General features: G+C 60.5%; 18 protein-coding genes and 1 pseudogene. 6 read left to right on the forward strand and 13 right to left on the reverse strand.

Going from position 1 to position 20254, the window contains the following annotated elements; genetic code table 11:
- A pseudogene (locus N8H71_RS14165) lies at nucleotides 1-439 on the forward strand (hypothetical protein); the annotation flags it as partial.
- 138 nt (nucleotides 440-577) lie between these two features.
- Here N8H71_RS14165 and N8H71_RS14170 read toward each other — a convergent pair.
- On the reverse strand, nucleotides 578-1477 hold the full coding sequence (locus N8H71_RS14170) for a LysR family transcriptional regulator (protein ID WP_262194467.1): 900 nt from the start codon (nucleotides 1475-1477) through the stop codon (nucleotides 578-580).
- Nucleotides 1478-1639: 162 nt separating this feature from the next.
- On the opposite strand from N8H71_RS14170, the gene N8H71_RS14175 reads away from it, so the two are divergent.
- Both N8H71_RS14175 and N8H71_RS14180 read left to right on the forward strand, forming a co-directional pair.
- Complete coding sequence (locus tag N8H71_RS14175; protein ID WP_085712057.1) at nucleotides 1640-2656, forward strand: alpha/beta hydrolase; 1017 nt, start codon at nucleotides 1640-1642, stop codon at nucleotides 2654-2656.
- Between the two features lie 63 nt (nucleotides 2657-2719).
- Nucleotides 2720-4147: a mechanosensitive ion channel family protein gene (locus N8H71_RS14180; RefSeq protein ID WP_262194469.1), complete on the forward strand. Its 1428-nt coding sequence runs from the start codon at nucleotides 2720-2722 to the stop codon at nucleotides 4145-4147.
- Nucleotides 4148-4205: 58 nt separating this feature from the next.
- On the opposite strand, the gene ycaC is transcribed toward N8H71_RS14180, so the two are convergent.
- From ycaC to N8H71_RS14215, 7 genes are all read right to left on the reverse strand, one after another.
- Nucleotides 4206-4832: an isochorismate family cysteine hydrolase YcaC gene (ycaC, locus tag N8H71_RS14185; RefSeq protein ID WP_085612768.1), complete on the reverse strand. Its 627-nt coding sequence runs from the start codon at nucleotides 4830-4832 to the stop codon at nucleotides 4206-4208.
- Nucleotides 4833-4901: 69 nt separating this feature from the next.
- Nucleotides 4902-6740 (reverse strand): amidohydrolase, encoded by a 1839-nt coding sequence (locus N8H71_RS14190; protein ID WP_262194470.1) that lies wholly within the window; start codon nucleotides 6738-6740, stop codon nucleotides 4902-4904.
- A gap of 45 nt (nucleotides 6741-6785) precedes the next feature.
- Nucleotides 6786-7412 carry an antibiotic biosynthesis monooxygenase gene (locus N8H71_RS14195; protein WP_262194471.1) on the reverse strand — a complete coding sequence of 209 codons (627 nt, stop codon included), beginning with the start codon at nucleotides 7410-7412 and terminating at the stop codon, nucleotides 6786-6788.
- On the reverse strand, nucleotides 7405-7821 hold the full coding sequence (locus tag N8H71_RS14200) for a DoxX family protein (RefSeq protein ID WP_262194472.1): 417 nt from the start codon (nucleotides 7819-7821) through the stop codon (nucleotides 7405-7407). Before N8H71_RS14200 ends, N8H71_RS14195 begins: the two co-directional genes overlap by 8 nt.
- A gap of 98 nt (nucleotides 7822-7919) precedes the next feature.
- Nucleotides 7920-8297: a DUF6124 family protein gene (locus tag N8H71_RS14205; RefSeq protein WP_262194473.1), complete on the reverse strand. Its 378-nt coding sequence runs from the start codon at nucleotides 8295-8297 to the stop codon at nucleotides 7920-7922.
- A 317-nt stretch (nucleotides 8298-8614) separates the two neighbouring features.
- On the reverse strand, nucleotides 8615-9538 hold the full coding sequence (locus tag N8H71_RS14210; RefSeq protein ID WP_262194475.1) for a LysR family transcriptional regulator: 924 nt from the start codon (nucleotides 9536-9538) through the stop codon (nucleotides 8615-8617).
- Between the two features lie 45 nt (nucleotides 9539-9583).
- Nucleotides 9584-10567, reverse strand: coding sequence for an MBL fold metallo-hydrolase (locus tag N8H71_RS14215; RefSeq protein ID WP_262194476.1), 984 nt, complete (start codon nucleotides 10565-10567; stop codon nucleotides 9584-9586).
- A gap of 244 nt (nucleotides 10568-10811) precedes the next feature.
- Here N8H71_RS14215 and N8H71_RS14220 point away from each other — a divergent pair, with 244 nt between their 5' ends.
- Nucleotides 10812-11213: a helix-turn-helix domain-containing protein gene (locus N8H71_RS14220; protein ID WP_262194477.1), complete on the forward strand. Its 402-nt coding sequence runs from the start codon at nucleotides 10812-10814 to the stop codon at nucleotides 11211-11213.
- Nucleotides 11214-11220: 7 nt separating this feature from the next.
- Here the strand turns inward: N8H71_RS14220 and N8H71_RS14225 are convergent, their stop codons facing one another.
- Complete coding sequence (locus N8H71_RS14225) at nucleotides 11221-11790, reverse strand: flavodoxin family protein (RefSeq protein ID WP_262194479.1); 570 nt, start codon at nucleotides 11788-11790, stop codon at nucleotides 11221-11223.
- Nucleotides 11791-12122: 332 nt separating this feature from the next.
- Here N8H71_RS14225 and N8H71_RS14230 point away from each other — a divergent pair, with 332 nt between their 5' ends.
- Nucleotides 12123-14909: an ATP-binding protein gene (locus N8H71_RS14230; protein ID WP_262194480.1), complete on the forward strand. Its 2787-nt coding sequence runs from the start codon at nucleotides 12123-12125 to the stop codon at nucleotides 14907-14909.
- Here N8H71_RS14230 and N8H71_RS14235 read toward each other — a convergent pair.
- Both N8H71_RS14235 and N8H71_RS14240 read right to left on the reverse strand, forming a co-directional pair.
- Entirely contained in the window at nucleotides 14871-16343 is a 1473-nt protein-coding gene (locus N8H71_RS14235) for an ATP-binding protein (protein WP_262194481.1), read from the reverse strand. The genes N8H71_RS14230 and N8H71_RS14235 overlap by 39 nt on opposite strands.
- A gap of 90 nt (nucleotides 16344-16433) precedes the next feature.
- On the reverse strand, nucleotides 16434-17384 hold the full coding sequence (locus N8H71_RS14240; protein ID WP_262194482.1) for a GlxA family transcriptional regulator: 951 nt from the start codon (nucleotides 17382-17384) through the stop codon (nucleotides 16434-16436).
- 211 nt (nucleotides 17385-17595) lie between these two features.
- On the opposite strand from N8H71_RS14240, the gene N8H71_RS14245 reads away from it, so the two are divergent.
- Nucleotides 17596-18318: a pirin family protein gene (locus N8H71_RS14245; RefSeq protein WP_262194483.1), complete on the forward strand. Its 723-nt coding sequence runs from the start codon at nucleotides 17596-17598 to the stop codon at nucleotides 18316-18318.
- A gap of 48 nt (nucleotides 18319-18366) precedes the next feature.
- On the opposite strand, the gene N8H71_RS14250 is transcribed toward N8H71_RS14245, so the two are convergent.
- Both N8H71_RS14250 and N8H71_RS14255 read right to left on the reverse strand, forming a co-directional pair.
- Complete coding sequence (locus tag N8H71_RS14250) at nucleotides 18367-19029, reverse strand: hypothetical protein (protein ID WP_262194484.1); 663 nt, start codon at nucleotides 19027-19029, stop codon at nucleotides 18367-18369.
- 328 nt (nucleotides 19030-19357) lie between these two features.
- Entirely contained in the window at nucleotides 19358-20233 is an 876-nt protein-coding gene (locus tag N8H71_RS14255) for a LysR family transcriptional regulator (RefSeq protein ID WP_262194485.1), read from the reverse strand.
- Nucleotides 20234-20254: the final 21 nt, after the last annotated feature.

Here is a 20254-nt window from a genome sequence, read left to right on the forward strand (position 1 = left end):
GACTAGTCGTCGGCAGCGTCAGATGTGTATAAGAGACAGCGGCGGTAACGGCGGTAACGGCGGCAGTCACGGTGGCAGCGGCAGTGGCGGCAACAGCGGCAGTGGCGGCGGCAACAGTGGCCACAGCGGCAGCGACCACGGTTCGGGCCATTCCGGCAACACGGCGTCTTCGGGCCGCAACGGCACTCACTCCGAACCAGGTGACGACCACGGCGTGCATCGTGCCGGCGAAATCGGTGATGACCATGGCGTGCATCGCGCTGGTGAAATCGGTGACGACCATGGCGTACACCGCGCTGGTGAAATCGGTGATGACCATGGCGTACATCGCGCCGGCGAAATCGGTGATGACCGAGGCCTGCATGCCGCGGGCGAGCCCGGTGATGATCGCGGCGTACATGTCGGTGGCGAGCCTGGCGATGACAAGCGCGCCAACTGACTCACGTTGAAACACACCACCTGTGGGAGCGAGCTTGCTCGCGAAGGCGTCGGCACACACAACCTCTTCGCTGGCAGACAGAAAGCTTTCGCGAGCAAGCTCGCTCCCACAGTTATCGGCTACTGAGTCTTTGAGCGGCTACAAAATCGCTTGTGCCTTATCCAGCCGCTCACGCAAAAACTCGATCAACGCCTGCACCGGCCGCGACGCCTGACGATGCTGCGGATACACCGCCGACAGCGTCAGCGGCTCCGGGCGAAACTCATCCAGCACCGGCACCAGCCGCCCTTCCTTCAGCGCAGCGCCGACAATGAACGTCGGCAAATAGGTAATCCCCATCCCCGCCACCGCCGCATCCCGCAGCAATTCGCCGTTGTTGACCCGCATCCGCCCGGTGACATTCACCAGCAGCGGCTTGCCCTGCCCCGCGTTGAACCGCCATTGCACTGAACGTCCGTGCCCGTACGGCAGACAGTCATGCTCAAGCAAATCCTCCGGTTTCAGCGGTGTACCGCGTTCGGACAGATACGCGGGACTGGCGCAGTAAACCCGTTCGATGGACGCTATGCGTCGGGCGATCAGGGTCGAGTCCTCCAGCACACCGATGCGCAGCGCCAGGTCGTAGCCCTCACCCAGCAGATCCACCGGCCGATCACTCAGGTCCACTTCCACCGTGACCTCGCGATAACGCTGCAGAAACGGCGGCAGCAGGCAGCCCAGATGCGCCAGCGCAAACGACAGCGGCGCACTCACGCGAATCGCCCCGCGCGGCTCGGCGGTCTGCCCGGCGATGCCCTGCTCTACCGATTCCACCTCACCAAGCAACCGTAGCGCCGATTCGTAATAGCTCTGGCCCAGAGGTGTGACATCCAACCGTCGGGTTGAGCGGTTGAGTAGTCGCACACCGAGGCGCTCCTCCAGCTGCATCAAGCGTCGGCTGACGAACTGTTTGGACAGGCCCAACTGATCGGCCGCCGCCGTGAAGCTGCCGGAGTCCATCACCTGGCAAAAAATACGCATGTCTTCGAACGGGTTCATTGTCACTCTCTGGTTGACAGTCAAACGCTTTATAGCCGCTTTTTCACTTTCCGGCATCTCTTTAATCTGTGCTCACGGTGTTGCTGAGGCCTGAAGCCCAGCGCCACAGCAGCCCGATCCCAAGGCATACAAAAACTCAAACGACTTAAAAAGGAATTGCACATGAACATCAAGAAAACCCTCGCCGCTTCCCTCCTCGCCCTGTCCATCGGCAACGCATTCGCCGCTGAAGGCACTGGCGTCGAACACAACACCCAGGCCTTCCTCGACGCCCTCGCCGCCGGTGGTGGCAAACCGCTGGAGCAACTGAGCCCGAAAGACGCCCGTGCGGTGCTGACCGGCGCCCAGGCTTCGGTGAAGGTTGACCTGTCCGGCGTTGAAGTCAGCGACAAGGCGATCAAGGTCGATGGCCAGACCATCAACCTGAAAGTGGTGCGTCCGGCCAAGGTCAAGGGCGAGCTGCCGGTGTTCATGTTCTTCCACGGTGGCGGCTGGGTGCTGGGTGACTTCCCGACGCACCAACGCCTGATCCGTGATCTGGTGGTGGGCTCTGGCGCGGTTGCGGTGTATGTCGATTACACGCCGTCGCCGGAAGCGCAGTACCCGACCGCGATCAATCAGGCTTACGCGGCAACCAAATGGGTGGCCGAGCACGGCAAGGACATCGGGGTCGACGGCAAGCGTCTGGCGGTGGCCGGCAACAGCGTCGGCGGCAACATGGCGGCGGTCGTGGCACTGATGGCCAAGGAACAGAAAACCCCGGCCCTGCGCTTCCAGTTGCTGATGTGGCCGGTGACCAACGCCGGGTTCGATAATGGCTCGTACCAGCAATTCGCCGAAGGGCACTTCCTGACCAAGGGCATGATGCAGTGGTTCTGGGACAACTACACCACCAATCCGGCCGAGCGTGCACAGATCCATGCGTCTCCGCTCAACGCCAGCGCCGAACAGCTCAAGGGCCTGCCCGCTGCGCTGGTGCAGACCGCCGAGTTCGACGTGCTGCGTGACGAAGGCGAAGGCTACGCCCGCCACCTCGACGCCGCCGGTGTGCCGGTGACCTCGGTGCGCTACAACGGGATGATTCACGACTTCGGCCTGCTCAACCCGCTGAACGGGATTCCTGAAGTGAAAGCCGCCGTGCGCCAGGCCGCGGCGGAACTCAAGACCCATCTGAACTGAGTGCAACCCCTCGCCACACCTTCGGGTGTGGCGTTTTCTTTTGTGCCCGCCGGAGTTCATCCCATGAGCCTTTTTTCTGCCCACCTGCTGTCCTGGAGCGCCCTGCTGCTGGTGCTCGATACCCTGCTCTGGCACCTCGCGCCGTTCCGCCACCGCGCTCCGAGGGTTGGTGTGCGACTGGTGCTGTTTCTGTCCTTCAACGCGCTGGCCATCAACGCCGGTGTCAGCCCGTTGCAGGCGCCAGTGTTCGCCGATGACCCGGTGGCGCAACTCGGGGCGACGGCACTGGGGATTCTCTGGTGGCTGTACGCCGCGCGGGTGCTGACCGAAGTCATCGGCCTGATCCTGATGCGCCGCATCGGCCACAGCGGCCGTCTGCTGCAGGACGTGATCGGCGCGCTGGTGTTTCTGGCGGCCATCGTTGCAGCCGCCGGTTATGTGCTGGATCTGCCGGTCAAAGGCCTGCTTGCGACCTCCGGCGTGGTGGCCATCGTCATCGGTCTGGCGCTGCAAAGCACCTTGGCCGACGTGTTTTCCGGCATCGTGCTCAACACCACCAAGCCGTATCAGGTCGACGATCTGGTGGTCATCGACGGCGTCGAAGGCAAGGTGCTCGACATCAACTGGCGCGCCACGCACCTGCTGACCAGCACCGGCACCCTGGCCGTGGTGCCGAACTCGGTGGCGGCCAAGGCCAAGATCGTCAACCTCAGCCGCCCGAACAACCTGCACGGCGTATCGATCAGCATCAAGGTGCCGAACCACATCCGCCCGCGCCGGGTGCTTGATGCACTCGACCGCACGTTGCAAGGCAGCAGCAGCCTGTTGCTCTCGCCTGCGCCTAAAGTGGTGCTGAAAGAGGCCGGCGAAGAAATGTCGGAATACGTAGCCAGTGGGTTCATCGCCGAACTGGGCAAGAAAAGCGAAGTGCGTAATCAACTGTTCGACCTCGCCCACCGCCATCTCGAAGCAGCCGGCATCTCGCGGCACCCGGACGGCGTGATCGAACCTTCGACCCGCGCTCGCGCGTTGCTCGATGAAGTAAAAATCTTCCGCTCGTTGAGTCATGAAGAACGGGATCGCCTCGCCGAATCGATGGTCGCGCAGCAATACAGCGCCGGGCAGGTAGTGCTTGATCTGGAGGAAGTGCCGGACAGTCTGTTCGTGATCGCCACCGGCGTGGTCAGCGCCAGCGTGCCGGACGGCAATGGATTCACCGAGGCCGGACGCATGGGGCCGAGTGAGGTGATGGGTGAGCAGAGCATCCTGGCCGATACGCCTTCGCAGGCGACATTCACCGCGCTGACGTCGTCGATCATTTATCGCCTCGACAAGAACCTGACTCGCCAGTGCATGGAACAGCGCAGTGAAGTGGGTCGGGCGTTGAATAAACTGCAGGCGGTAAGGCAGCAGAACAGTCGGATGGCGTTGATGGCCAAGCCTGCACCAGTGAGGAAAGGTGGATTCCTGGGCTGGTTGCAAAAACGCTGAGCCCTTTTCAGAAGACAAAAAGAGGCCCGCCACTTTGGCGGGCCTCTTCGTTACAAGCTTACTTGGCAGTGAACTTGGTATAGCTGTTGATCAGGTTGCGATAGTTCGGCAGACGCTGGGACAGCAGATTCGCCAGGCCTTCCATGTCGTTGCGCCAGTCGACTTGCAGCTCGCAAGCCACGGCGAACCAGTTCAGCAGGTGTGCGCCGGCAGCCGACATACGCGCCCAGGCAGCCTGCTGCACGGTGGTGTTGAAGGTGCCGGAAGCGTCGGTCACCACGAACACTTCGAAGCCTTCAGCGATGGCCGACAGGGTCGGGAACGCTACGCAAACATCAGTCACCACACCGGCGATGATCAGTTGCTTGCGGCCGGTGGCCTTGATGGCCTTGACGAAGTCTTCGTTGTCCCAGGCATTGATCTGGCCAGGACGGGCAATGAACGGTGCGTCCGGGAATTGCTCTTTCAGCTCAGGCACGATCGGGCCGTTCGGGCCGCTGTCGAAACTGGTGGTGAGGATGGTTGGCAGGTTGAAGAACTTGGCGATGTCGCCCAGTGCCAGCACGTTGTTCTTGAACTCGTTCGGCGAGAAATCCTGCACCAGCGAGATCAGACCGGTCTGGTGGTCGACCAACAGCACAACGGCATCGTCTTTGTTCAGGCGGCTGTAAGGAACGTTGCTCATGTGAAACTCCTCGATGGATGGGTTTTGCGGGGAGCGCCGGTCACGACGACCGGCGCTTTTTCAACGGAATCAGAAAGCGAAGCAGGAACAGCCGAACGCGCCCCAGAAACCGGCGAAGTCGCTGACCGGTGCGTTCGACAGACGGGCCTTTTCATGGCTGTGCGAGTGCACACCACACGGACCGCTGCACTGATGCACCTGGGCCTGCAACGGCGAATTCGGGCGCCAGTGACCCGGGACTTTCACTACCGGCGACCAGTCCGGCAGTACCGGCACGCTGGCCGGGCCGAGTTTTTCGAAGTCGCCGGCGGCGTACACGATCTTGCCGCCGACCACGGTCAGTACCGACTCGATCCACTTGATTGCTTCTTCCTCGACACTGAAGAAGTCCGCGCTCAGTGCCGCCAGGTCCGCCAGTTGCCCGACTCTGATCTGGCCCTTCTTGCCCTGCTCGGACGAGAACCAGGCGCTGCCGTGGGTGAACAGTTCCAGCGCGGTGGTGCGTGGCAAACCTTCTTCGTACAGCGCCAGACCGCCCACGGTGCGACCGCTGACCATCCAGTACAGCGAAGTCCACGGGTTGTAGCTGGAAACCCGAGTGGCGTCGGTGCCGGCGCCGACCGGTACGCCTTCGGCAAGCATGCGTTTGATCGGTGGCGTGGCTTCGGCGGCTTGCTTGCCATAGCGGTCGACGAAGTATTCGCCCTGGAACGCCATCCGGTCCTGAATCGCGATACCACCACCCAGCGCCCTCACCCGCTCGATGTTCTGCGGGGTGATGGTTTCGGCGTGGTCAAAGAACCACGGCAAACCGTTGAACGGAATGTCGCGATTGACCTTCTCGAACACATCGAGCATGCGGCTGATCGATTCGTTGTAGGTGGCGTGCAGACGGAACGGCCAGCGCTGTTCGACCAGGTGGCGCACCACCGGCTCCAGCTCCTGTTCCATGGTCTGCGGCAAGTCCGGGCGCGGTTCGAGGAAGTCTTCGAAGTCCGCTGCCGAGAACACCAGCATCTCGCCGGCGCCGTTGTGGCGCAGGAAGTCATCGCCCTGATGCAACTTGACGCTGCCGGTCCAGTTCTGGAAATCGGTCAGCTCTTCTTTCGGCTTCTGGGTGAACAGGTTGTAGGCGATGCGCACGGTCAACTGGTCGTCTTTTGCCAGTTGTTCGATCACCTGATAATCGTCCGGGTAGTTCTGGAAACCACCGCCGGCATCGATGGCGCTGGTCAGGCCGAGGCGATTGAGTTCGCGCATGAACTGGCGGGTCGAGTTGACCTGATATTCCAGCGGCAGCTTCGGCCCCTTGGCCAGCGTCGAGTACAGAATCATCGCGTTCGGCCGCGCCACCAGCATGCCGGTCGGGTTGCCGTTGGCATCACGCACGATCTCGCCGCCCGGCGGGTTCGGCGTGTCGCGGGTGTAGCCGGCGACGCGCAACGCGGCGCGGTTAAGCAGCGCGCGGTCGTACAGGTGCAGGATGAATACCGGGGTGTCCGGCGCTGCCTGGTTGATTTCTTCGAGGGTCGGCATGCGCTTTTCGGCGAACTGGAATTCGTTCCAGCCACCGACCACGCGCACCCATTGCGGGGTCGGTGTACGGTCGGCCTGATCCTTGAGCATGCGCAGCGCATCGGCCAGCGACGGCACGCCTTCCCAGCGCAGTTCGAGGTTGTAGTTCAGACCGCCACGAATCAGGTGCAAGTGCGAGTCGTTGAGGCCGGGAATCACGCAGCTACCCTTGAGGTCGACCACTTGAGTGCCGGCACCTTTGAGCGCCATTGCCTCGGCATCGTTACCGACGGCGACGAAGCGCCCGTCCTTGATCGCCACGGCGCTGGCGAGCGGTTTTTCGCGGTCTACCGTATGAAATTGGCCATTGAAAAGAATCAGATCGGCGTTCATCGCAGTTCCTTCGAGATAAGTGAAACGGAGCCCGGATCCGCCGCTTCAGCGCGGCTGATTGGCATTGGATTCGTGGTGTTTGTGTGACTGACCGGCTTCCAGCCACGGCGCGAAAAGACGGGTCACGGGTGGCATGAACACGTAGACCACCGACAGCACGATGGTCAGCGTGATCAGGAACGTGGCGACCACGTAGTTGGAAAGAAACGCGTTGAGTTGCAGCAGCGGGCCCCAGATCAACGGCACCAGCAAGGTGTGCGGCAAAATCACCAGCAGCGTCACCACTGCCTGCTTCCAGCGTGGTGGCGGCGATCCGGCCTCGGCCGTCGGCGTGAACCAGAATTCGTTGGCCACATTGACTTCGGTCTGGTCGCCATCGGCGAGCATCGGCGCGGCTTCATCGATCAGCTTCTGACGCTGCGGCGAATCGAGCCAGCGCTGCATGGCGTCGGTCGAGCAATAGCGCAGCACGCAGGTGAACAATGCGAGCCCGCCTTGCTGGCTGCGCATCACGTCCACGCCCAAGTGCCCTTCCTCGCGACCCGCCACACTGACGATGTTGCGCAGCCAGGCTTCGTATGGCTGTTCAAAACCGGCCTTGACCCGATGCTTGACGATCAGCGTCACGGTTTCATCGGCTCCCGGTTTTTTCAGGGACTGGGTATCAGGCATAACGGAGCACTCCGGGCAAACGAACATTGAGCGCCAGCCGTCCGGGCCCGGCGATCAGAACAGTGGTGAACAGAATCAACAGCAACCAGCCGAACTGCCCTTCGGCCACACTCCATTGCGGATGCACGAGCAACAGCGCTACCAGCAGCACAAACAGAATAGGCAAGCACGCCAATCTCACCAGTAACCCGGCGACGATCAGCAGCGGACAGAGGACTTCGGCGAAGATCGCCAGAATCAAAGTAAGGTGGGCACCGAGGTGGAACGGGTCTTCGATCAGTTGCAACTGCGCGGTGAAGTCCAGCAGCTTGGGTAAGCCGTGGACGAACAGCAGAAACAATCCGCCAGTGATCCGCAGGAACAGCAGGCCGAGATTTTGCGCATGGTCATTGCGTTGTGCCGCGTTCATGGGCCCATCCTTGATCAATCATTGCAGGGAATAGTGCAACGATTGATCAAGGGGAAATTGGATGGGTGTGCTCTCTTTGCTCTGGATCGATCAGGTGATCAGGCTACAGCGGGCGCCTCAGCCTTCAGTTCCAGATTATCCAGCGCCCGGTTTACAGCCAGTTCACCCAACATGATCAACTGCGCAATCCCCAGCAGCACATGCCGATGCGAGCCATCTACCAGCCCGGCGAAGTCGGTAGCGATGATTTTGGCCGAGGTCAGGGTTTCGCAGGCGTCGGCCAGCAGTTCTTCGCTGTCGATGCCGGGAGCGATGAGGTAGCGGGTATTGGGTTTGAGCAGCGGTTTTCTGGGGAGCAGAGGATTGAGGTAATGATCGAGGGCGCGCTCGGCGGCTTCGTGGAATTTCTTGGAATCGAGGGTTTCGTAGGGCGAGGTTGTGTCGGTTTCAGGCGGGTTAGGCGTGGGTTTGATCATGGTTGCATCTCCAGAGTCATTGAGCTGCCACGATTCGCTGCGATACGAAGGGGTGGCAGCCATACGCGGGTCGCAGACCGGGACTCTAGAACCGGCAGACCCGAGGGTCTCCCACGTACAGCCGCCATAAAACCGGAGGATGTTGTGCGTCCAGAGATCGCGGGCTGCGAGACCCGATCGCTGATTCGTCAGCGACCCGGAAACGATAAGACCCAGCTACAAGGCGCACAAGCCGGCGGATTCTGGCGTACACGTAGGCAAAGGCGCAAGGCGTTGTGGCTTACCGGACGTAACCATAAACACCTTTCAACACCGCACTAAACCACCGGAATATCCAGCGACACCGACATGAACTGACTGATCCGCGACCGCAGCCATTTCTCCGCCGGGTCGTTGTCATGCACCCCGCTCCAGGCCATCGACAGTTGCGCCGCATCAATCGGAAACGGAGGATCCTCAGCCCGCAACGCGCAACCTTCGACCAGTGCGCAGGCTGCGTAATCCGGAACGGTGGCGATCATCTCGGTGCCCGCCAGCAAGGCGCGCAAACCGCTGAACTGTGGCACGCCAAGCACCACCCGGCGACTGCGGCCGACCTTGGCCAGGTCCATGTCGATGTTGCCGCTCAGGTCACCGGAGAACGACACCATCGCATGGGGACGTTCGCAGTATTCGTCGAGGGTCAGCGGGCCTGGGCGGTTATCGCCGCGCAGAACCTTGCAGGGAATATCGCGCAGTTTCTTGCGCTTGGCGTTCGCTGGCAGGTCGGTGGTGTAGCTCACGCCGACCGAGATTTCCCCCGACGCCAGCAGACCCGGCATCAACAGGTAATTGGCGCGACGTACCACCACGACAATCCCCGGCGCCTCCTCCTGCAACTGACGAAGCAGCGGTGGAAACAGACCGAACTCGGCGTCGTCCGACAGGCCGATGCGAAACACGTCGCAACTGGTGGCCGGATCGAATTCCTTGGCCCGGCTGACCGCGCCGGAAATCACGTCCATCGCCGGTTGCAGCTCCTGCAGAATCGCCAGTGCCCGCGCCGTCGGCTCCATGCCCCGACCATTGCGCAACAGCAACGGATCGTCGAACAGATCGCGCAGACGGCCCAACGCGGCACTGACCGCCGGCTGACCCATGAACAGTTTTTCGGCGACGCGGGTCAGGTTCTTCTCGAACATCAGCGCTTCGAAAATCACCAACAGGTTCATGTCGACGCGGCGCAGATCGTTACGGTTCATTGGGCACGTTTTCCTTGTTTTAGCCTGACGTGGGAGCTGGGCACTTTACTCGATCAGCGGCACTTTGGCCGCGCGTTTGTATGGGCCGTATTCCACCGGTACCCACTGGAAATGTTTTTCCACGGTGGTGATGTGGCCGATACCCGGAAACGGCAAATGCGCGGCCGTCACCCAGGTTTTGCTCGCCGCCGCTGCACTGAACACCGCGTTGCGGCTTTTGATCGCTTGCTGATTGTTGACGTCGAAACTGATCGACACTTCGGGATGATCGAACTGTACTGCGAGGTTGTGCACCAGATCGCCCATGAACACGATGCTCTGGTTCTGCGAGGTAAAGCGGTAGGTCGTGCTGCCCGGCGTGTGCCCAGCTTCAAGCGTGGCCTCGACCAGCCCCGGCAGCGGCGACTCGCCAGCGGAGAAAGTCTTGAACCGCCCGGCGGCTCTATAGGGCGCGGTGGAGTCCTGAGCGATCTTGAAGAATTCCCGGGCGCCGGCCGGGACCTTGGCCATTGCCTGCGGATCGAGCCAGTAGTCGGCTTCAGCCTTGGCGGCGTAGACCGTAGCGTTGGCAAAGATCGGCTGTTGCTGGCCGTCGACCAGTCCACAAACGTGATCCAGGTGCAGATGGGTCAGCAGAATCGCATCGACCTGTTCAGGTTTGTATCCGGCGGCCTGCATGTTTGCCGAGAGCTGGCCGGCGGTGGCGCCGATGCACTGCCCCGCACCGGTATCGACCAGAATCAGTTGCTTGCCGGTGTTGACCAGAAAGGCGTTGAACGCAGTCTGCACACCCGGCGTTTCAATCGAGCGACGGGCCAGCAGTGCACGGATCTGACTCTGGCTCATGCCCTGTAACAGTTTCGGCGACAGATCGTTGTAACCGTCAAATAGCGCCGTGACTTCGTAATCGCCCAACGCCAGTCGGAAATAACCGGGTGCCTGCGCACCGACCTGTGGTGCATGCGCCATGGCACTGGTCATCGCACCGGCGAGCGCCAGGCCAGTCGCTGCACTGAACAATCCTTTCATGCGTATCCCCTTGGTCGAGCCCGAAACTGCGGCCCCCAATGGCCCGCCCGTCCTTGTCATCCTGCCTGCCCTGCGCCACGAGGACTTGCAGCGGTGTGCTGAGTTCAGGTTCCGCCAGCGTAATTAACAACGTTTAACTCGTCAGCCCTCGCCCCTCGCCGAACAATGAAACCCTCTGCGCAGCGTTGTTTTTTGAACCAAGGGAACGCTCGACAGCGCATTCCCCCCGACACGGACCCTGGCCATGGCTCATTCACAGCAAACCGTCGCCCTCGCTCCTGCCATCGAACCACGCAGAACCGGTACGGGCGGCCTCAGCCCGCAGCGGGAGCGGCTGGTGAAACAACTGATTCTGGAACGCCTGGGCGACAGCCTCGAAGTCACCGAGCTGGCCCGCGCCTGCTCGCTGTCACGCAGCCATTTTTCCCGGGCGTTCAAGTGCAGCACCGGGTATTCGCCGCAAGACTGGATCCGTACCCAGCGTATTGCCCGGGCCAAGCTGCTGATCCAGCACACCAACCACAGCCTCACGCAAATCAGCGTGGAATGCGGCTTCTGCGATCAGGCGCACTTCTGCCATATCTTCACCCGCAGCGAAGGGATCAATCCGTTTGCGTGGCGCTGTCAGGTCATGAAAAGCCGTTGAACCGCTGTCAACGCTCGACCAACCGTTCAGCCAGGCGTGCCACGCGCTCACCCAGATGCGCGGCGGTCAGCCGATCCTCGATGGGCGGCGATTGCCCCGGCGGCTGTTCGACTCCGGATTGAGACATGGCACCCAGCGAGCTGCCGAGACGGTTCAACTGACCGTCAAATGTTCCGTCGAAAGCGCGTGGTGGCAGCAGGTCAAGACCGACCCAGATCATCGAGTGCTGAGCGGCGAACACGGCCATTTGCAGCAATGTGTTGAGTTTGTCGCCGCACAGGTTGCCGGAGTTGGTGAATCCCGCCGCAAGCTTGTTGCGCCAGGGCCTGGCCAGATAGAAAGGCGCGGTGGCCTCCATGAATTGCTTGAAGGCCGCCGACGCACTGCCCATGTAGGTCGGCGCGCCGAAAATGATCGCGTCGGCGCGGTGCAGAACCTCCCAATACGCCTCCACTTCCTCCACCGCTATCAACCGACAGGTGCTGTCCGAATGGCGCTCCACGCCCTGGGCCACCGCGTCGGCCATGACTCGGGTGTGCCCGTAGCCACTGTGATAGACCACCACTACCTTGCTCATTGCAGCGTCCTCCGGACGTATGCATTCCATTGCCCCGAAGTCTTGGGGTAGCACGGTCACACGACGAGTTAATCGTTGTTAATTTTCTCCGGCTATCGGATGAACCGACAGAGGTTTCAGCCTTTGAATACAGTGGGGCTGCAACGGTGAACTGACGGATGTCGAAACACCGGGCCTACGCGCCGGTTGCTTTGACGCACAATCCTGAGGAATATGCTCGGATACCGTGGATCAGACGGCTTGCGTGACCCTCAAGTCGCTGTCCGCCCTGCCCGTCATACGTTCTTCACGACAAAGGGCCAGGATTAAAAAAGCAGCACAGGAGTGAGCGGTTGAGTCTTTCCCCGAATCAGGCCCTCGGTTTCGGCCCCTATCGGATCCATCCAGGTCAGCGACTGTTGCTGGAAGGCGATCAGCCCCTACGCCTGGGCAAGCGCGCCATGGACATTTTGCTCATCCTGCTGGCCAGCGCCGGCGAGGTCGTAAGCAAGCAGCAACTGATGGCCGGCGTCTGGCCGGACAGCGTGGTGGAAGACATCAACCTGCGGGTGCACATGGCGGCGCTGCGCAAGGCGCTCGGCGACGGTCAGGCCGGGCAGCGTTACATCGTCACCGTGGCGCAGCGTGGCTACAGTTTTGTCGCGCCGCTGATACTGCAATCCATCGAACAACGTCCCGCCGCCGACAACACGGGTCGGCATAACCTGCCGCTGCGCCGCACCCGGATGATCGGTCGACAACCTCTTGTCGAAAACCTGCTGACACAACTGCCGCGTCAACGCTGTATCACCCTCGTAGGCCCCGGCGGAATCGGCAAGACCACCGTGGCACTGCGCGTTGCCGAACAATCGATCGGCCGCTACCGCGACGGCATTCGCCTGCTGGATCTGGCACCGATCAACGACCCGGCGTCCATCTGTTCGCATCTGGCCGGCCTGCTCGATTTTTCATTGCACGCCGGCGAACCACTGAACTGTCTGGTCAATAGTCTGCGCGAGCGGCAGATGTTGCTGGTGATCGACAACTGCGAGCACCTGATCGATGCAGTGGCGCTGATCAGCGAAAGCATTCTGCGCGGTGCCCCCCACGTGCATATCCTGGCGACCAGCCGGGAAAGCCTGCGGGCAGAAGGCGAGTTCGTGCAGCGCCTGGAGTCCCTGGACTGTCCACCGCCGATTGCCGTGCTTGATCGCAAACAGGCTATGGAGTTTTCCGCGCTGCAGTTGTTTGTCGAGCGAGCGACGGCGGCTCATGAACACTTTGATCCGAACGATGCCGAGCTGCTGCTGGCGGTCGAAATCTGCCGGCGGCTGGATGGCATCCCCCTTGCACTGGAACTGGCCGCCGCCCAAGTGGGCAGCCTGGGGCTGGACGGTCTGCTGACTCAGCTTCAGGGCCGACTGCCGGGAGCCCTCCAGACCCGCCTCGGCCGGCACGAGACACTGCGCGCCACACTCGACTGGAGTTTCAACTTGCTCGACAGTTGCGAGCAAACCTGTCTGCGCCGACTGGGCGTGTTTCGTGGGGCCTTCACACTGGACTCCGCGGCGGCGGTCATTGTTGGCCAGGAAATCGAGCCCGATGAAGTGTTGCCCTCGATTTCGCAACTGGTCGCAAAATCACTGCTCAACGTCGAGGTCGGTGATGAGGAAGTGTTCTATCGACTGCTCGACACCACTCGCCGCTATGCACTGGAAAAACTCGACCACGCAGGCGAACTCGGCGAAACCCGTGAGCGTCACGCAGAACGCTGCCTGACCCTGATGCATCAGGCGCAGGCCGATTGGGAAAATACGCCGACCGAACTGTGGATCGAGCGCTATACCCGAGGTCTGGAGGATCTGCGCGCCGCACTGGACTGGACGCTGAACGAAGATGGCTCGCGCCACCTGGGTGTACAGCTGGCCGCAACGTCGGCACCGCTCTGGCAAGAGTTGTCACTGCTGAGGGAGTACGGCGGTTATGTGCGCCAGGCATTGGCGTTGATCGAATCCTCGGATCAACCCTGCCCGCGAGTTCAAATTGCCTTGAAACTGGCACTCGGCAGTGCCTGTTACCACACCTGGGGGGGCACTGCCGAAACCATCGATGCCTTTGTCAGTGCCCGCCTGCTGGCACAACAGCACAATGACATGGCCGGACAACTACGGGCGGTGTCGGGACACATGGCGGTCAATCTCAGTTGTGGCAATTACCAGATGGCACTGCAGCAGAGCGAACAATTCGAAAGTCTTGGCGTTCATGGTGACGCGCAATTGTCGCTGAGTACGCACCGGTTGAGAGTGCTTGCCCTGCATTACGCCGGGGACCAGCATCAGGCACGGATTCACGCCGAGCAGGTGATTCAACGCATGGCCCACAGCGGTCATCTCAATCGCTTCACCCATGGTTTCGGCGTGCAGTATGACCAGAGCGTCGCGTCTCTGACCGTCCTCGCCCGGGTGCTGTGGCTGCAAGGCTTTCCCGAGCAGGCCTGGCGCACCGCGCGACAGGCGCTGGACATCGCCGTACAAATCAACCACGGCACCTCGATCTGCTACACCCTGGCACTGGCCTCCTGCCTGATCGCTCATTACAACGGCGATCGACAGAACGCACAGGCGTTGCTGCAACTTTTGCTGGAACAGGCCCAGAAGCATTCGGTGCTGTTGTTCTACACCTGGGCCCGACACTACGCGCTGGTCATTGATGCCGACGCAGCACCCTCTGTCCCTGCGGCTGACAGCGGGCTGGTCAGAGAAATCATGGTGACGCTGGACAGTGGCTTTGTAGACGATGTGCTGCTGGAACGTGCGCAGAACGGCGCGGCGGGATGGAGTACGGCGGAGGTTCTGCGGGCCAGGGCCGAGACGATGCTGGCTGCCGAATCACCTTGCACCCGGTCGGTTGAAGGCATCCTGCAGCAAGCGCTGGAGGTTGCCCGCGGCCAGGGGGCTCTGGCCTGGGAACTGCGCAGCGCCACATCCCTGGCACAGTTGTGGCAACGACAATCACGCTATCGCGAAGCGCTGGATCTGCTGACGCCCGTGTACCAACGCTTTACCGAAGGCTACGCCACGCCTGACTTGCGCAAAGTGCGTTCACTGATCGACCGGTTGCGCATTCAATCGGGCGCCTGAGGTCAGACGCGTACGCCCCATGTAGCGTGCATGCAGATGTTCGAACTCACTGCTCTCCCCACCCCGTTCAAGTTGCTCGCGGGCAAAGCGACGGATGGTATTGAGCATCCGGTAACGCAACGCACCATTGGCTCGCTCCGTCATGAGCAACGATTTGGCCGCCAGCCGCTCGACGATTGCCGCCAGTGTCGAAGGCGGCAATTGCACGCAACTGATCACGCCAATGGCGACGTCCAGGGTGAAAGCCATCTTGAACACCGACAAGCGTTGCAGAACGCGTTGCTCCTGATCGCTCAAGCGTTGATAGCTCCAGTCCAGTGCTGCCTTCATCGACTGATGACGTGGTACGGCCGTGCGTCGGCCGTGACTCAGGACCTGCAGACAATTGTTCAGTTGGGTCTGTAATCCGACCACCGCCAGTGCGTCGATCTGCGCGGCCGCCAACTCGATCGCCAACGGCAGGCCATCGAGGCGCCGACAGATATCGCGCACCGCCATGAGATCCTGTTCACGCAAACAGAAACCGTGTTGTCGCGTACGTGCACGGCTGACGAACAGTTGCACTGCCGAATAGCCCATCGCATCGTCAACGCTGGTTATCAGCGAACTTTTCGGCACCACGAGGGGCGGCAGACGTTGTACGGTTTCAAGGTCCAGGTTCAGTGCTTCTCGACTGGTGACTAGAATCGACAGGCGCGGCGCCACGTCGAGCAATGTCTCTACCAGGTCTGCGCAGGTTTCTCGCACGTGGTCGCAATTGTCCAGCACCAGCAAGGCATGGCGCGCAGTCAGTGAGGCGAAGTCGGTTTCAAGCACCTGCGACAGGTGATCGATCAGCGAAGACTTTTCGTCGAACAACGAAAGATCTACCTGCCAGGCACCGTCGCGAAAATGCTGCAGCAACAACTCGGCTGCACGCAATGCCACCGTGCTTTTGCCGACGCCGGCAGGCCCCGTTACCGTCATCAGTCGGGACAACGGCAGTTGCCGCACCAGACCGCCGATCAGCGAATCGCGCCCCGTGACAGGTGTCAGCCTCGCAGGCAGGTTGTGCTGAGGCGCCTGCAGGTTTTCAAATACCACTTGCGCGTCGGTGTCGCGATGCACCGGGGCCACGAAACTGTAGCCGCGCTGAGGCACGTTGACGATGTAGCGTTGACCGTTCTCGCCATCGCCGAGAGCCCGGCGCAGGGCAGCAATGTGTACCCGAAGATTGATCTCTTCGACCACCGATGTCGGCCACACCAACGCAATCAATTGTTCTTTGTCGACCACCTGGCCGGCCCGCTCGACCAGTACTTGCAGGATGTCCAGCGCGCGTCCCCCCATACGCAATTGCCGATCCTCGTCGAGGATCAGGCGTTGGCGCAAATGAAACGCGTAGGGGCCGAAACGCAAGACCGACGCTGCGTGCAACTCGTTGAGGTTGTTCATGACCATTATCTTGGCAGGCCTCGATGACGGTACAACCACCTTGCAGGGCGCAGCACGGACATCCGGGTGCGCTCGACGGACAGAAACGCTCTAGCTGAACTGTTCCCGGTACTGCGCAGGCGTCAGACCGAGCTTTTCGCCGAACAGAAAACGCATGTGCCGTACGCTGCCAAAACCGCTTTTGTACGCCACCGTCTTCAGTGGCAAATCGCTGGTCTCCAACAGATTGCGTGCGCAATCGATGCGTGCACTCTGCAGGAATTCCATCGGCGTCATACCGACTTCACGAGCGAATACCCTGGCAAAATGCCGCGCACTCATGTTCGCCAGACCCGCCATACGCTCAACGGTGAACGCTTCTTCGAGGTGCTCCAGCACATGGTTCTGAACGCGGGTGATCGGCGTTTCCTGGGGTGCCACCGCAGCCATCAACGGACTGAACTGCGCCTGGCCGCCCTGACGTTTCATTACCACCAGCAGCACTTTCGCGACATCCTGTGCGACTTTTTTACCGTGATCACGAGCCACCACCGCCAGTGCCATATCAATACCGGCCGTGACACCACCAGAGGTAATGAGATTACGATCTTCAACGTAGATCTGATCCGTCGCAACCAACGTATCGGGAAAACTTTTGATCAGGCGCTCGGTGTAATTCCAGTGGGTGGTCGCCCGAAAACCTTTGAGCAGGCCCGCATGACCAAGAACGAAAGCACCGGTGCAGATCGAACCATAGCGCTCACAGCGCTGGACTGCCGCCGGCAGCCACGCCAGCAGCGACGGGTGTTTTTCGTTATAGGCTCCCGGTCCCCCGGGCACCAGCAACAGATCAAATCCGTCCTCGACCTCGTCGATGTGCCGGTCGGTGTGCACCACCACACCATTGGAGGCACGCACCGGTCCGCGCTCGGTGCCGAGGGTCATGACCTGATAGTGATCGGTTGCTTTCAAGTAGCGGTTTGCAACCGAAAACACTTCCAGCGGGCCGGCCATATCGAGCAGGAGAAACTCGGGGAACAACACCATCGCTACAGTTTTCATAGAGATACATCACTGAAATCAATGAACAGATATAAATAGAGGCATTATCACGAAGTAGGACGCGAAAGCGGTGAAAAAAACGTCGAGCGATCCCACAACCGTCAACTCAAACGAGACAGTATTTCAATTTCCATCTACTTATTGCACGAATAGATAGACAGTAACCTTCTCCTCACTCGGACGAATCAACGTCCTGAAAGGAGATTTCATCATGCTGACCCTTCGCAAAGCTTCCGACCGTGGTCTGGCCAATCATGGCTGGTTGAAGTCATTCCACACCTTTTCCTTCGCCAGCTACCGAGACCCGCGGGAACAGGGTTTTTCCGATCTGCTGGTGATCAATGATGACCGTGTTGCTGCGGGTAAAGGTTTCGGCCAGCATCCACACCGTGACATGGAAATATTCTCTTATGTGCTCGAAGGTGCTCTGGAACACAAAGACACCCTTGGCACTGGTTCGGTGATCCGTCCCGGCGATGTGCAACTGATGAGCGCCGGCAGCGGCGTGGCCCACAGCGAGTTCAACCATTCGGCGACCAAGCCTGTGCATTTCCTGCAAATCTGGATCGTGCCGGACGTCAGCGGCGCGAAACCGCGTTACCAGCAAGAGCACTTCAGCACGCAGAAAAAACGTGGTCGCCTGCAACTGATCATCTCGCCCGAAGGCACCCATGGTTCGCTGAAAGTGCGTCAGGATGCACGGGTGTATGCCGGACTGTTTGATGGCGGGGAAAGCGCCACACTCAAACTGCCTGACAACCGCTACGCCTATGTGCACGTTGCTCGCGGTAGCGTTGAACTGAACGGCGTGCAGTTGAAGGAAGGCGATGGCGTAAGGGTTCGTGAGGAACAGGCGCTGACACTGAGCAATGGCCAGGATGCCGAAGTCCTGGTGTTTGACCTGCGTCCCCAAGAACTGCCGGAAATGCCATGAGACGGTGCTTTTCATCGAAAAAAAACGGCCTTCGTTGAAGGCCGTTTTTCATTCTGCAGGCAAGGTCATCAGCACTGCCGGCGCAGGATTTCCAGCCTCTTTCACCGATTGAACCATTGCCAGGGTTGTCTGCATGGTGACGAGCACGTTTGCCTGATTCGCGTAGTAGGAGCCGACGAGAATGGCAACCATCCCCAGAAAGTGTACGGTGGTCGCGGCCCAGTAATTCGCCTTGTTCGTCGAGACCATTCTCATTGCCTCGTCTATACGCTCCAGGGATCGATCCATACGAGCCGTCATCAACGCATAACGTTTGTCACGCTCCTGATGGACCTTTTCCTGTGCCAGACGAATTCTTTGCTCAGTCTTTTCTCGCTCCAGCCAGGCTTTTTCATTGGCCTTTTCCCTTGCCAGCCGAATCCTTTCTTGCTCCTGGCGAAGGTCCTCCAGATACCGCTCCCGAGTCAGGCGGACTTCTTCCTGAGCCCTCTCTCGCTCCAGCCGAGCCTCTTTCCGAGCCTGCTCCTGTTCCAGTCGAACCTTTTCCTGAGACCGCTCTCGCTCCAGACGAGCCTCTTCCTGAGAGCGCTCTCGCTCCAGCCGAGTTGCTTCCAACTCCAATCGAGCAGCTTCCTGAGATTGCTCCTGCTCCAGCCTCACCTTGTCCCGCTCGGCCTGCTGCGTCAGAAAACCATCGATCTTGGCGGACATGGACTCGATCCGTGCATCGATTCTTGTCTCGATGACTTCGATCCTGGCGCTGAATTCGTCTCGCGTTATGTAGTTCATAGACCCAGTACTATCCGTTTGCCCAGCCATGTCGCTTGCTTGAAATTGGCTGAATTCCCTTGCAATCAATTTCGCACCCCTGACGTTTATCAATACTTCCCTGGATTGATCACCTCGGAACGTTTCACCTGCTCACTCCGGGTGTGAGAAACGATAGGGCCGGGCCCAAAAACTCACAAGCCAGCGGATTCTGGCGCTGTTGTAGGCAAGATCGTCAGCTGATGTAGCCGTCCTACACAGCATCAATGAACTACTCGTTTTCCAGAACGAACGCCTCGACAATGTGTTCGATCACCGCTCTGACCCGCGCGGTATGGCGAAAATCCGCATGGGTCACCAGCCATACCTCATAAGGAAACGGCCGCGTACGCTCCGGCCACAGCCTGACCAGACCGTCGCGCTCCCCCATGTAGACCGGGATTTCTCCTACCCCCAACCCGGCGGCAATCGAGCGTCGCACCAGCAGGCTCGAGCTCAGACCGGCAACGATCCGCCCTCGAGTCACGGGCTCGGTCACCAGGGTCAGGTCCTTGTTGCCTTGCAGATAGGGCTGGTACACCACCAGATCATGGCCCTCGAACGCACTGCCCGGTGCGGGCACGCCATGGCTGTCGACATAGGCCTGCGAGGCGAACAAACCCACCGGCCAACGCGCGATGCGCCGGGCGATCAGGTCCGGGTTGTCGGGACGGGTGTTGCGCACGGCGATGTCCGCTTCACGTTTGGCCAGGCTGAGGAGCTGCGTGGAAGCGTCCAGCTGCACACGCACGTCGGGATGCTGTTCGTGCAACTGCGCAATGGCCGGAATCAGGAAATCGATGGCCAGCGAATCGGTGGTGCTGACCCGCACGCTACCGGTCAGGCGATCGTCCAGGCCTTGTATACGTCGCTCCAGCTCCAGCGCCGAATGCTCCATTTTTTCCACTGACTTGAGCGCGGCTTCACCGACCGCCGTCAACGCATAGCCATCGGAAGTGCGCAGAAACAGGGTCGCGCCCAGCGACTTTTCCAGTGCCGTGATGCGTCTCCCGACCGTCGCCTGATCCACGCCCAGTACACGCGCGGCGCCGCGCAATGTCGACTCGCGGCAGACCGCAAGAAACATTCGTGCGTCATCCCAGTTCATACCGCCCTCCATTGATGCATA

Origin of the sequence: Pseudomonas koreensis (genome assembly GCF_025447595.1) — a bacterium.
GTDB classification, from domain to species: Bacteria; Pseudomonadota; Gammaproteobacteria; order Pseudomonadales; family Pseudomonadaceae; genus Aquipseudomonas; species Aquipseudomonas koreensis_H.